Here is a 13,715-nt window from a genome sequence, read left to right as displayed (position 1 = left end):
CAAAACGGTCGGGCAAGCGGAAAGCCGGCCTTTGTACGCCATCAGAATGCCCTGACGTACGCCATCAGAAGGCTCTGAAGCGCCGTCGGCGGTACATCTGTGACATCGACGGTGAAACATCGGCCCCGCCCTTTCCCCAACGTGACGCACGGCCGAGGGAAACGGTTGCTCGACATTTCCTCACGGCTGGGACTCACCGCGGATGATGGCGAGCACGCCGTCCAGCTCGTCCGGCTTGACCATCACGTCGCGCGCCTTGGAGCCCTCGCTCGGCCCCACGATGCTCCGCGACTCCATCAGGTCCATGAGCCTGCCCGCCTTCGCGAAGCCCACACGCAGTTTCCGCTGGAGCATCGAGGTCGAGCCGAACTGGGTGGAGACGACCAGCTCTGCCGCCTGGCACAGCAGGTCGAGGTCGTCGCCGATGTCCTCGTCGATCTCCTTCTTCTTGGCCGTGCCGACGGTGACATCGTCGCGGAAGACCGGCGCCATCTGGTCCTTGCAGTGCCGGACGATGGACGCGACCTCGTCCTCCGTCACGAACGCGCCCTGCATACGGACCGGTTTGTTCGCGCCCATCGGCAGGAAGAGGCTGTCGCCCTTGCCGATGAGCTTCTCGGCGCCCGGCTGGTCGAGGATGACGCGGCTGTCGGCGAGCGACGAGGTGGCGAAGGCGAGCCGGGAGGGCACGTTGGCCTTGATCAGACCGGTGACGACGTCGACGGAGGGGCGCTGGGTGGCCAGCACCAGATGGATGCCGGCCGCGCGCGCGAGCTGGGTGATACGGACGATGGAGTCCTCGACGTCCCGCGGCGCGACCATCATCAGGTCCGCCAGCTCGTCCACGATCACCAGCAGATACGGGTACGGCGACAGCTCCCGCTCGCTGCCCTCCGGCGGCTTCGCCTTGCCGCTGCGCACGGCCGCGTTGAAGTCGTCGATGTGCCGGTAGCCGTACGCCGCGAGGTCGTCGTAGCGCAGGTCCATCTCGCGCACCACCCACTGCAGTGCCTCGGCGGCGCGCTTGGGGTTGGTGATGATCGGGGTGATGAGGTGCGGGATGCCCTCGTAGGCGGTCAGTTCGACGCGCTTGGGGTCGACCAGCACCATCCGTACGTCCTCGGGGGTGGCGCGCACCATGATCGAGGTGATCAGGCAGTTGATGCAGGACGACTTGCCGGAGCCGGTGGCGCCGGCGACCAGGACGTGCGGCATCTTCGTCAGGTTGGCCATGACGTAGCCGCCCTCGACGTCCTTGCCCAGCGCCACGAGCATCGGGTGCTCGTCGCCGGCCGAGTCGGCCAGCCGGAGCACGTCGCCGAGGTTGACCATCTCCCGGTCGGTGTTGGGGATCTCGATGCCGACCGCGGACTTGCCGGGGATCGGGCTGATGATCCGGACGTCCGGGCTGGCCACGGCGTAGGCGATGTTCTTGGTGAGCGCGGTGATCCGCTCGACCTTGACGGCCGGGCCCAGCTCCACCTCGTACCGCGTGACGGTGGGGCCGCGGGTGAAGCCCGTGACGGACGCGTCCACCTTGAACTCGGTGAACACGGTCGTCAGCGCCTCCACTATCGCGTCGTTGGCGGCGCTGCGGGTCTTCCCCGGGCCGCCGCGCTCCAGCAGGTCCAGCGAGGGCAGCGAGTAGGTGATGTCGCCGGCCAGTTGCAGTTGCTCGGCGCGCGCCGGGAGTCCGGGCGAGGGCTCGGGCGATGCCTTGGTGAGGTCGGGGACGCCGCCGCCCTGCTCGTTCTTTCCGGGCTTGTCCCGCTTCACCCCCGGTACGGGCGCGTCGGCCGCCGCGGACTGCTCGGCGCCGCGCGCGGTGGGCACCGAGCCCGTGCGCTCCCGCTCGGCCGAGATGCCGCTGCTGAGCCCGGCGACGAGCGGGGAGGGCTGCACGCCGTGCAGTACGGCCCCGTCGAGGGCCGCCGCGGCGGCGGCCGCCACGTCCACGGCGTCGAGCGGCCGGTCCGGGTCCGGCTGGGCGGCCGGGCGGCGGGGGCGCCGGCGCTGGCTCAGCGCCTCCTCCTCGGCCTGCTCGGCGCCCGCGCCCTTGTCCAGGGAGGTGCGCCGAGAGCGCTTGGCGGGCGCCTCGCGCCAGTCCTCGTCGTACTCCCCGACCTCGTGGACCCCGCTGTCGTACGCCTCGGACTCCTCGGCCAGCGGCTCCGCGAGGCCGAGCCGCACGGCGAGCCGGCGCAGCCGGTGCGGGATGGCGTTGACGGGGGTGGCGGTGACGACGAGCAGCCCGAAGATCGTGAGGAGGATCAGCAGCGGCACGGCCAGCACCTCGCCGACCGTGTAGATCAGCGGGCTGGCCGCCGCCCAGCCGATCAGACCGCCGGCGTCCTGCAGGGCCTGCGCCCCGTCACCGCGGCTGGGCGCCCCGCACGCCACGTGGACCTGGCCGAGGACGCCGAGGACGAGGGCGGAGAGGCCGATGACGATGCGCCCGTTGGCCTCCGGCTTCTCCGGGTGGCGGATGAGGCGGGCGGCGATGGCGCCGAGCAGTATCGGCACGACCAGGTCGAGGCGGCCGAACGCGCCGGTGATCAGCATCTCCACCAGGTCGCCGACGGGCCCCCGGAGGTCGGACCAGGTGCCGGCCGCGATGACCAGCGCGATGCCGAGCAGCAACAGGGCGAGGCCGTCCTTGCGGTGCGCCGGGTCGAGGTTCTTCGCGCCGCGCCCGAAGCCGCGGAACAGCGCGCCCACCGCGTGCGCCAGGCCGAGCCAGAGGGCCCGTACGAGCCGGAAGACGCCGTTCGTCGGCGACGGCGCCGGCTTCGCCGCGGGCTTGGGCGCGGCCTTCTTCGCCGGAGCGCGCTTCGCGGGCGCCTTCTTCGCGGGCGCGGCGGCTTTCTTGGCGGGCGCCTTCTTGGCCGGTGCCTTCTTCGCGGGCGCCTTCTTGGCGGCGCTCCCGGGGCGTCCGGCGCGCTGCTTCGAGGTGCCCGCCGTGCTCTGGGAACCCTTGCCGGACGTACGTGAGGCCATGGTGCTGAGATTACCGTTGTCGGCCGCGAGGGACACGTGTGTCCACGCCTTCACCCGTTCGTGTCGCGTGCCGGCGGGCCTCGTGGTGACGCGGCGTCAAGAGCTCAGTTCTGCGAGGGGGCCGTGCTGGCCCCGCTGCCCGCGCCGGGCTCCAGCGCGTCCAGCGCCCGCCGCAGGCCGGTGAGTTTGCGCTCCAGGTGGGCGGCGGTGGCGACGGCCGCGGCGTCCGCGGACTCGTCGAGCTGCTTGGAGAGCGCTTCGGCCTGCTCCTCCACGGCGGCGAGCCGGGCGGAGAGTTCGGCGAGCAGCCCCGCGGGCTCCTTGGCGTCGACGGCGCCGCCCTGGCCGCTCTCCAGTTGGAGGCGGAGCAGCGCGGCCTGCTCGCGGAGCTGGCAGTTCTTCATGTACAGCTCGACGAACACGGAGACCTTGGCCCGCAGCACCCAGGGGTCGAAGGGCTTGGAGATGTAGTCCACCGCGCCGGCCGCGTAGCCGCGGAAGGTGTGGTGCGGACCGTGGTTGATGGCCGTGAGGAAGATGATCGGGATGTCCCGCGTCCGCTCCCGGCGCTTGATGTGGGCGGCGGTCTCGAAACCGTCCATACCCGGCATCTGGACGTCCAGCAGGATCACTGCGAAATCGTCCGTCAGCAGCGCCTTGAGCGCCTCCTCCCCTGACGATGCCCGGACCAGTGTCTGATCGAGCGCCGAGAGGATGGCCTCCAGCGCCAGCAGATTTTCCGGCCGGTCATCGACCAGGAGGATCTTGGCCTTCTGCACCATGGCCCGTCCTCCTCGCCCCGGAAATGCGCCGGGTGCCGCCCCAGGGGACGACTCCCTTTCGCCGCCCGTCCTTGTGCCGGTCATCGTAGCCGCACCCCGCTTGTCGCCACACCCTGTCACCGCGAAGTCACTGTGCACGTAGCAGAAACGCGGTGGGAGACCAGAAGGTTCCCCGAATACCGCGTTCCCACACGTGTTTGGCCACAGTCAGTCAACACTCCGCCGTGGTTCGATCAGCCATTCGTCACTCCGCGCGCATCCACTGCTCCATCACCGTCAGCAAATGATCAGTGTCGACCGGCTTGGTCACATAGTCGGACGCGCCGGACTCGATCGCCTTCTCCCGGTCGCCCTTCATCGCCTTCGCCGTGAGCGCGATGATCGGCAGCCCGGCGAACTGCGGCATGCGCCGGATCGCCGTCGTCGTCGCGTAGCCGTCCATCTCCGGCATCATGATGTCCATCAGGACGACCACCACGTCGTCGTGCTGTTCGAGGACCTCGATCCCCTCACGGCCGTTCTCCGCGTAGAGCACCGACAGGCCGTGCTGCTCCAGCACGCTGGTGAGCGCGAACACATTGCGGATGTCGTCGTCGACGATGAGCACCTTCTCGCCGTGGAAACCGCCCGCGAACCCGGCGGCCACCAGATCCTGGCCATTGCTCAGCCACGGCTCGGACGACGGCTGAGCCGGCCCCCCGGCCGCCGCCGGCTCGCCGGACGACTCCGCCGCCTGGCCGGATGCCGAGGCCGACTGCTGCTCCGCCTCCTGCGCCGCCCGCTGCCGCCGCCGGAAGAGCCCGGCCGCGCCCTGCTGCTGCGCGCCGAACGCCGCCGCCCCGTTCTCCGACTCCTCCGCGGTCCCCTCGCCCGCCGCCGCGCCCGGCCCGCCGTCCAGGGCGAGCGGGCCGGTGGCGTGCCCGGCGAGCGCGAGCTGCGAGTAGTTCTGCGGCGGCAGCTCGGTCGGGTTCAGCGGCAGGTACAGCGTGAACGTCGAGCCGCGGCCCGGCTCGCTGGCGGCGTGGATCTCGCCGCCGAGCAGCCGGGCGATCTCCCGGCTGATCGACAGGCCGAGGCCCGTACCGCCGTACTTTCTGCTGGTCGTGCCGTCCGCCTGCTTGAACGCCTCGAAGATCACCCGCATCTTGCTCGCCGCGATCCCGATCCCGGTGTCGGTGACGGAGAACGCGATGACCCCGCCGTCCGCCTCCCGCAGCGCCCCCGACTCCAGCAGTTGCTCGCGGATGCTGTCCGGCACGCCCGCCCCGGCCGGCCGGATGACCAGCTCGACCGCGCCCGAGTCCGTGAACTTCACGGCGTTCGACAGCAGATTGCGCAGCACCTGCAACAGCCGCTGCTCATCGGTGTGCAGCGTCGCCGGCAGCTCCGGGGAGACCCGTACGGAGAAGTCGAGCCCCTTCTCCGCCGTGAGCGGCCGGAACGTCGCCTCCACATAGTCGACGAGCTGGACCAGCGCGATCCGCGTCGGGCTGACGTCCATCTTGCCCGCCTCGACCTTCGACAGATCGAGGATGTCGTTGATCAGTTGGAGCAGATCGGAGCCCGCCCCGTGGATCGTCTCCGCGAACTCCACCTGCTTCGGCGAGAGATTGCCCTCCGCGTTGTCCGCGAGCAGCTTCGCCAGGATCAGCAGCGAGTTGAGCGGCGTCCGCAGCTCGTGCGACATGTTGGCCAGGAACTCGGACTTGTAGCGCATCGACACCGCGAGCTGCTCGGCGCGCTCCTCCAGGACCTGCCGGGCCTCCTCGATCTCGGTGTTCTTGACCTCGATGTCCCGGTTCTGCCGCGCCAAGTGCTCGGACTTCTCCTCCAGTTCCGCGTTGGAGATCTCCAGCGCCTTCTGCCGGCTCTCCAGTTCGTCGGACCGGTCCCGCAGTTGCTCGGTGAGCTCCTGCGACTGCTTGAGGAGCTGCTCGGTCTTGGTGTTCACGCTGATGGTGTTGACGCTGGTGCCGATCATCTCGGCGATCTGGTTCAGGAAATCCTTCTGGATCTGCGCGAACGGCTGGAACGACGCCAGCTCGATCACGCCGAGCACCTGCCCCTCGAACAGCACCGGCAGCACGATCACATGGGCCGGCGGCGCCTCCCCCAGCCCGGAGGCGATCTTCAGGTAGCCCGAGGGCACGTTGTCCACCTGAATGGTCCGCTTCTCCTGCGCGGCCGTGCCGATCAGCGTCTCGCCGGGCCGGAACGACGTGGGCATCGACCCCATCGAGTAGCCGTACGAGCCGTACATGCGCAGCTCGTACGCGTCCTCGTCGGCCTCGGCCTCGCCGCTCTCGCCCGCGGCCAGGTTCTCGTTGGTCGGCGTCGCCACGAAGAACGCGCCGTGCTGCGCGGAGACCACCGGGGTCAGCTCGCTCATGATCAGGCTCGCCACGTCCGCGAGATCGCGCCGCCCCTGCATCAGGCCGGAGATCCGGGCGAGGTTGCCCTTGAGCCAGTCCTGCTCCTTGTTGGCGAGCGTCGTCTCCCGCAGGTTGGCGATCATCGTGTTGATGTTGTCCTGGAGCTCCAGGATCTCGCCCGCCGCGTCCACGTCGATCTGCAGGTTCAGATCGCCGCGGGTGACCGCGGTGGCCACCTCGGCGATGGCCCGTACCTGCCGGGTCAGGTTCCCGGCCATCTCGTTCACCGACTCGGTGAGGTCCCGCCAGGTGCCGTCCACGTCCCGTACCCGGGCCTGACCGCCCAACTGCCCCTCCGTGCCCACCTCGCGGGCCACCCGCGTGACCTGCTCGGCGAACGAGGAGAGCTGGTCGACCATCGTGTTGATGGTGGTCTTGAGCTCCAGGATCTCGCCCCGGGCGTCGATGTCGATCTTCTTGGTGAGGTCGCCCTTGGCGATCGCGGTGGTGACCATCGCGATGTTGCGGACCTGCCCGGTCAGGTTGGAGGCCATGCCGTTGACGGACTCCGTCAGGTCCTTCCACGTGCCGGAGACGCCCGGCACCCGCGCCTGACCGCCGAGGATGCCGTCCGTGCCCACCTCGCGGGCGACCCGGGTCACCTCGTCCGCGATCGACGACAGCGTCTTCACCATGATGTTGACGGTGTCGGCGAGCTGCGCGACCTCGCCGCGCGCCTCGACGGTGACCTTGCGGGTCAGGTCGCCGTTGGCGACCGCCGTCGCGACCTGCGAGATGTTCCGCACCTGACTGGTCAGGTTGTTGGCCATCAGGTTGACGTTGTCGCTCAGGTCCTTCCAGATGCCGGTGACGTCCCGCACCCGCGCCTGCCCGCCGAGCTGCCCCTCCGTGCCGACCTCGCGGGCGACCCGGGTGACCTGCTCGGCGAAGTCCGAGAGCTGGTCCACCATCGTGTTGACGGTCGTCACCAGCTCCAGGATCTCGCCCTTCGCATCCACGGTGATCTTCTTCGACAGATCGCCCTTGGCGACCGCCGTCGTCACCTCGGCGATGTTGCGGACCTGCGACGTGAGGTTGTTCGCCATGAAGTTGACGGACTGCGTCAGGTCCTTCCAGGTGCCGGAGACGCCCTGCACCTCGGCCTGCCCGCCGAGGATGCCCTCGGTGCCGACCTCCCGCGCCACCCGCGTGACCTGGTCCGCGAACGACGAGAGCTGGTCGACCATCGTGTTGAGCGTGTTCTTCAGCTCCAGGATCTCGCCCCGGGCGTCCACGTCGATGGTCTGCGACAGGTCGCCGCGCGCGACCGCCGTGGCGACCTGCGCGATGTTGCGGACCTGGGCGGTCAGGTTGCCCGCCATGCCGTTCACCGAGTCGGTCAGGTCCCGCCATACGCCCGCGACGCCCGGCACCTGCGCCTGGCCGCCGAGCCGGCCGTCCGTACCCACCTCGCGCGCTACCCGCGTCACCTGGTCGGCGAAGGCCGAGAGCTGGTCGACCATCGTGTTGATGGTGTTCTTCAGCTCCAGGATCTCGCCGCGCGCGTCCACGTCGATCTTCTGCGAGAGGTCGCCGCGCGCGACGGCCGTCGTCACCTGCGCGATCTGTCGCACCTGCGAAGTGAGGTTCCCGGCCATGAAGTTGACGGAGTCGGTCAGCTCCTTCCAGGTGCCGGACACGCCGTCCACCCGCGCCTGACCGCCGAGCCGCCCCTCCGTGCCCACGTCCCGCGCCATCCGCGTGACCTGGTCGGCGAACGAGGAGAGCTGGTCGACCATCGTGTTCACGGTGTTCTTGAGCTTCAGCATCTCGCCGGAGACGTCGACCGTGACCTTCTGCGACAGGTCGCCGTTGGCGACCGCCGTCGTGACCTGCGCGATGTTGCGGACCTGGCCGGTCAGGTTGCGGAAGGCCGTGTTCACCGAGTCGGTGAGGTCCTTCCACGTCCCGGCCGCCCCCGGCACCTGCGCCTGACCGCCCAGCTCGCCCTCGACGCCGATCTCCCGCGCCACCCGCGTCACCTCGGCGCCGAACGCGGAGAGCTGGTCGACCATCGTGTTGACGGTGTTCTTCAGCTCCAGCATCTCGCCCGCGACGTCGACGGTCACCTTCTGCGACAGGTCGCCGTTCGCCACCGCCGTCGTCACCTGCGCGATGTCCCGCACCTGCGTGGTGACGTTGCGGAACGCGTTGTTCACCGAGTCGGTGAGGTCCTTCCAGGTCCCCGCCGCCCCCGGCACCTGCGCCTGACCGCCCAGCAGGCCGTCCGCGCCGACCTCGCTCGCCACCCGCGTCACCTCGTCGGCGAAGGTCCGCAGCGTCTCGGTCATCTGGTTGATCGTTTCAGCCAGTTGGGCGACCTCGCCGCGCGCGCTCACCGTCACCTTCTGCGACAGATCACCATTGGCCACCGCCGTCGTGACCTGCGCGATCCCGCGCACCTGGGCGGTGAGGTTCCCGGCCATCAGGTTGACCGAGTCGGTGAGGTCCTTCCAGACCCCGGCCACCCCGGGCACCTGCGCCTGGCCGCCCAGCTCGCCCTCGGTGCCGACCTCCCGCGCTACCCGCGTCACCTCGGAAGCGAAGGACGAGAGCTGGTCCACCATCGTATTGACGGTGTTCTTCAGCTCCAGCATCTCCCCGGCCACATGGACCGTGACCTTCCGGGAGAGGTCGCCCTTGGCCACCGCCGTCGTGACGAGAGCGATGTCACGCACCTGGGCGGTGAGCCGGGACGCCATCGTGTTGACGGAATCCGTGAGGTCCTTCCACGAACCCGACATTCCACGCACCCGGGCCTGGCCGCCGAGCTTCCCCTCGGTACCGACCTCGCTGGCCACCCGCGTCACCTCGTCGGTGAACGCCGAGAGCTGGTCCACGAGCCCGTTGACCGTACGCCCGACCTTCAGGAACTCGCCGCGCAACGGGTGCGCCGCCCCGTCGGCCCCCTGCGAGCGCAGATCCATCCGCTGCTCCAGGTCGCCCTCGGCGACCGCCGAGAGCACCCGCCCCACCTCGGACACCGGCCGCACCAGATCGTCGACCAGCGCGTTGGAGGCATCGATGGCCGCGGCCCAGGACCCCTCACAGGCCCCGACCTCCAGCCGCTCCGTGAGCTTCCCCTCGCGTCCCACCACCCGGCGTACGCGCGCCAGCTCACCCGTGAGCTGCAGATTGCGGTCCGCCATTTCATTGAACACGGCGGCGATCTCGGACATCACCCCATCGCCCGAGACGGTCATGCGCTTGCGGAAGTTGCCGTCGCGCATCGCCGACAGCGCCGTCAGCAGCCGATTCAGGGCCGCCGTCTCCACTTCCGTCGTCCCATTGCTACGGGACCGTCCGCCCTTCGCGCGCGTGCTCACGCCCCGCGCCGCTGCGCCAGACTCCACCGTGTCCCTCCCGCAGGGTCGACCATCGTCATCGCGCTTCCACTTCAAGCGTTCCCAGTGTTTCACTTCAGCGCACCGAACCGTTCGGCAGTGGGAACGTAACCGAGCCGACGAGGGGTCGTTGAACGCCACCACCCCCGAAACACGCGCCCTCCGTTCCACACAACTTGGACCGACGGTTTAGCCTGGCGGACGAATCGAGGACTGGCGAAACGGGCACAGGACTCGGGGGGAGCGACGAGAGGCCAATGGGGAGTGCTGTGATCACCGCGCGGGCTGCCGCCACCTTCGAGCCGGTCGGACGCTCGGTCGCCTCCGCCCGCGCGTTTGTCCGCGACACCCTCCAGGGCTGGGGATTCCCCGACGTCGTGGACGATGCCGTCGTCCTGACCAGCGAACTCGTCACCAACGCCGTCGTACACGCCGGCACCGCCGCCGATGTCCTCTGCCTGCGCACGGACACCGGCGTACGCGTCGAGGTCGGCGACCACTACCCCGAACGAGAGCTTCCGCTCCAGAGCTCCGGCCGCCAGCTCGGCGGCGTCGAGCGCGAAGGCGGCCGCGGCCTGCTGCTCTGCGCCGCCCTGGCCTCCAGTTGGGGCGTCGAATACACCGCCACCAACAAGAAGGTCTGGTTCCAGCTCGACCTGCCCTCCCGCCCCGCCGGCACCCGCTCCGCCGGCCCGGCCCTGCCCCCCGACGCCCTCCCCCTCGCCGACGCCCGCGTCCGCGTCGCCGTCATCCAGATCGACCGGGTCGGCGGCATCAGCGCCTGGAACGACGACGCCCAGGACCTCTTCGGCTTCGCCCCGGAACAGGTCATCGGCAAGCCCCTCACCGACTTCGCCGCCTGGCCGCACACCCCCGGCACCTCGACCGGCATCGCCGACGCGCTCCGCCTCTCCCGCTGGGAAGGCTCGTACGGAATACGCGGCGCCGACGGCCGTGTCGTCCCCGTCTACGCCTCCCACCTGCGCGTACGCGACGCCGACGGCGATCCCTCGACCGTCTGCCTGCTGGTGCGCGACACCGAGCGCGCGGTGCTCCAGAGCCCCCAGCGCGGCTCCGGCTCCGAAGGCGCCGCCAGCGACCGGAGCGCCTCGGCGGACCCCTTCGAGGTCTTCATCGGCTCCCCCGCCCCCGACGACCTCGACGGACTGCTCCAGCGCACCGTCGAGCGCGCCCGCGACATGCTCGACGGCGACTCCGCCTATCTGCTGCTCGCCACGGACGACGAGACCGAACTGGAGGTGCGGGCCTCCACCGGCCTGCCCTCCGCCCGCCAGCGCTTCGCCCGCGTCCCCGTCGAGGCCGGCACCGGCCGCTACGGCTCGGCCCGGATGCCGGCCGTCCACGAGGACCTCAGCGCCGTCCCCGGCGCCGTTCCCCTCCTCAACAACACCGGCATGCGCTCGGTCGTCACCGTCCCCCTCAAGGTCGAGGGCCGCCTCACCGGCTCACTCGGCGTCGCCGCCGAATCCCCCGGCCGGTACAGCAACGAAGAGGCCCTGCGGCTCCAGTTCGCCGCCGACCGCATCGCCCTCGCCGTCGAGTCCGCCCGCCTCGGCGAGCTGGAACGGCTGCGCCGCGGCTCCCTCTCCTTCCTCGTCGAGGCCTCCGACCTGCTCGCGGGCACCCTCGACCGGGACCAGACGCTGGCCCTCATGGCCCAGATGACCGTCCCCACCCTCGCCACCTGGTGCGCCGTCTACACCATCGCCGACCAGTCCTCCGAACCCGAGCTGTCGTACGTCCTGCACGAGGACGAGGACCGCATCGACGGCCTCAAGGCGCTCCTCGCCAAGGTCCCGCCGCCGGACCCGGTCCCCACCCCCGGCGCCCGCGTCTGGACCGCGCCCTCCGACGCCGCCCACGCGGCGGCCCTGCGCAGCTCGCTGCGGAGCCTCGGCCTCGGCGACGCCGGCCGCCTCTCCGCCGGCCCCGGCACCTCCCTCGCGACGGCCTCGGCCGTCGGCGGCGAGACCGTCGTCCTGCCGCTGGTCGCCCGCAACCGCGTCATCGGCATGCTCACCCTCGGCAAACCCACCGACGACCACTTCCGCCAGGAGATCCTCGAACTCGCCGAGGACCTCTCCCGCCGTGCCGCCCTGGCCCTCGACAACGCCCGCCTGTACTCCGAACGCACCGCCATCAGCCAGTCCCTCCAGCGCAGCCTGCTGCCGCCGGAGCTGCCGTCCGTCCCCGGCGTCGAGGTCGAGGTCATCTACCGCGCCGCGGGCGAGGGCAACGAGGTCGGCGGCGACTTCTACGACCTCTTCCCGATCCGCGACGGCGCGTACGGCTTCGCCATCGGCGACGTCTGCGGTACGGGCCCCGAGGCCGCGGCCGTGACCGGGCTGGCCCGGCACGCCCTGCGGCTCCTCGCCCGCGAGGGCTTCGGCGGCCCGGCCGTCCTGGAGCGCCTCAACGCCGCCATCCTCGACGAGGGCGCCCGCAGCCGCTTCCTCACCCTCCTCTACGGCGAACTGTGGCCGCAGCACGACGGCAGCGCGATCCTCAAGGTGGTCTGCGCGGGCCATCCGCTCCCCCTCCGCCTCCGCCAGGACGGCTCCGTCGAGGCCGCCGCCGAGCCCCAGCCGCTGCTCGGCGTGCTGGAGGAGCTGGAGCTGTACGAGCAGACGGTCGCCCTCGACCCGGGCGACGTCCTGCTGTGCGTCACCGACGGCGTCACCGAGCGCCGCGAGGGCACCCGGATGCTCGGCGACGACGGCCTCATCGACGTCCTCACCACGTGTACGGGCCTGACCGCGGGCGCCGTCGCCGGCCGCGTCCTGCGCGCCGTCGAGCGCTTCGCCGCCGAACCCGCCTCCGACGACATGGCCATCCTGGCCATGCGCGTCCCCGAGCCGCAGGACTCCTGACAGCGAGAAGGCCCCCGCCGACTGGCGGGGGCCTTCCTTTCAAGAGCCCCAATACGGAATCGAACCGTAGACCTTCTCCTTACCATGGAGACGCTCTGCCGACTGAGCTATTGGGGCGCGGCAACGGAATAGATCATACCCGAACTCCCGTGCCCCTTTGACCACCCGCGGCCTTTTACGCCACCGCCTCCAGCAATCCGCCCAGCGCGTTGCACGCCGCCACCACCCGGTGCAGCTCCCGCCGCGTCATCGCCGCGTCCACGGGCAGCGCCAGACACTCGTCGGCGGCTCGCTCCGTCTCCGCCAGCCACACATCCCGCGCGAACGCCGGCATCCGGTGTACGGGCGTCTGTACGGGCACACGGCACCGCACCCCGCGGGCCCGCAGCGTCCGGGCGAACGCGTCCCGGTCCGGACGCCCGTTCCCCGGCACCCGCACCACATACTCGCGGTAGGCGTGCGCCACCCCCGCCGTCACGACGGGCGTGACCAGCCCACGGAGCCGCGCCGTCAGATAGGCCGCGTTCCGCCGCCGCGCCACGGCCCCCTCGTCCTCGGCCGGCGCCCCGCCATCCTCGACATGCTCGATGACCAGGAGCGATCGGCGCTCCCCCACTCCACGCAGCCCCGCCGCGTCCACCGGATGCCCGAAGAGGGGTACGGGCACGACCGCCGCGGTACGCGGCGTCACCGCATCCGCCACCGCCGTCGCATCGAGGCAGTAGGTCCCGGCGTCGATATCGGCGAACACGGGCACCGCCCCGGCCCCCCGAACCGCCTCCGCGGCCCCCCTGGTGGCGTACGACGGCACGATGACCTCATCGCCAGGGCCTACCCCGGCCGACCTCAGCATCTCCAGTGTCCCCATACCTGGGGATGGTGACGCCGCAACGTGAACATCAAGTAACACTGCGCACCGCATCACGACAACAAAAAAGCTCCGGCCCCTGAACCGAAGTCCAGGAGCCGGAGCTATCAAAATTTGTTCGGCGGCGTCCTACTCTCCCACAGGGTCCCCCCTGCAGTACCATCGGCGCTGAAAGGCTTAGCTTCCGGGTTCGGAATAGCCCTCGGCCTATTAGTACCAGTCAACTCCACACCTTACGGCGCTTCCATATCTGGCCTATCAACCCAGTCGTCTACTGGGAGCCTTAACCCCTCAAAGGGGGAGGGAGTCCTCATCTCGAAGCAGGCTTCCCGCTTAGATGCTTTCAGCGGTTATCCTTTCCGAACGTAGCCAACCAGCCATGCCCTTGGCAGAACAACTGG

Annotated in this window: 5 protein-coding genes, 1 tRNA gene and 1 rRNA gene; 1 reads left to right on the top strand and 6 read right to left on the bottom strand. The window is 70.4% G+C overall.

The genetic code is table 11. The features are described from left to right. Nucleotides 1-180: 180 nt before the first annotated feature. The 3 genes from IF55_RS34760 to IF55_RS34750 all read right to left on the bottom strand — a co-directional run bounded on the left by IF55_RS34760 (nt 181) and on the right by IF55_RS34750 (nt 9,564). Nucleotides 181-2,997, bottom strand: coding sequence for a DNA translocase FtsK (locus tag IF55_RS34760; protein ID WP_037967349.1), 2,817 nt, complete (start codon nt 2,995-2,997; stop codon nt 181-183). Between the two features lie 104 nt (nt 2,998-3,101). Continuing rightward, nucleotides 3,102-3,779 (bottom strand): response regulator, encoded by a 678-nt coding sequence (locus IF55_RS34755; RefSeq protein WP_030892349.1) that lies wholly within the window; start codon nt 3,777-3,779, stop codon nt 3,102-3,104. Nucleotides 3,780-4,023: 244 nt separating this feature from the next. Continuing rightward, entirely contained in the window at nt 4,024-9,564 is a 5,541-nt protein-coding gene (locus IF55_RS34750) for a HAMP domain-containing protein (RefSeq protein WP_078645770.1), read from the bottom strand. A gap of 260 nt (nt 9,565-9,824) precedes the next feature. Between IF55_RS34750 and IF55_RS34745 the strand changes: the two genes are divergently transcribed. Further along, nucleotides 9,825-12,446: a SpoIIE family protein phosphatase gene (locus IF55_RS34745; protein WP_211270085.1), complete on the top strand. Its 2,622-nt coding sequence runs from the start codon at nt 9,825-9,827 to the stop codon at nt 12,444-12,446. A gap of 44 nt (nt 12,447-12,490) precedes the next feature. Here the strand turns inward: IF55_RS34745 and IF55_RS34740 are convergent. The 3 genes from IF55_RS34740 to IF55_RS34730 all read right to left on the bottom strand — a co-directional run. Continuing rightward, nucleotides 12,491-12,563 (bottom strand) — tRNA-Thr (locus tag IF55_RS34740). A 58-nt stretch (nt 12,564-12,621) separates the two neighbouring features. Next, complete coding sequence (locus tag IF55_RS34735) at nt 12,622-13,368, bottom strand: DegT/DnrJ/EryC1/StrS family aminotransferase (RefSeq protein ID WP_281181201.1); 747 nt, start codon at nt 13,366-13,368, stop codon at nt 12,622-12,624. A gap of 135 nt (nt 13,369-13,503) precedes the next feature. Further along, nucleotides 13,504-13,715, bottom strand: a 23S ribosomal RNA gene (locus tag IF55_RS34730); the annotation flags it as partial.

Origin of the sequence: Streptomyces varsoviensis, assembly GCF_000718635.1 — a bacterium.
Classification (GTDB): Bacteria; Actinomycetota; Actinomycetes; order Streptomycetales; family Streptomycetaceae; genus Streptomyces; species Streptomyces varsoviensis.
This window is presented reverse-complemented; position numbering and strand designations above follow the sequence as displayed.

Excerpts from the sequence above, each read along its gene's own strand:
- IF55_RS34760 (WP_037967349.1), bottom strand. The coding sequence starts at position 2,997 with ATGGCCTCACGTACGTCCGGCAAGGGTTCCCAGAGCACGGCGGGCACC.
- IF55_RS34755 (WP_030892349.1), bottom strand. The coding sequence starts at position 3,779 with ATGGTGCAGAAGGCCAAGATCCTCCTGGTCGATGACCGGCCGGAAAAT.
- IF55_RS34735 (WP_281181201.1), bottom strand. The coding sequence starts at position 13,368 with ATGCGGTGCGCAGTGTTACTTGATGTTCACGTTGCGGCGTCACCATCC.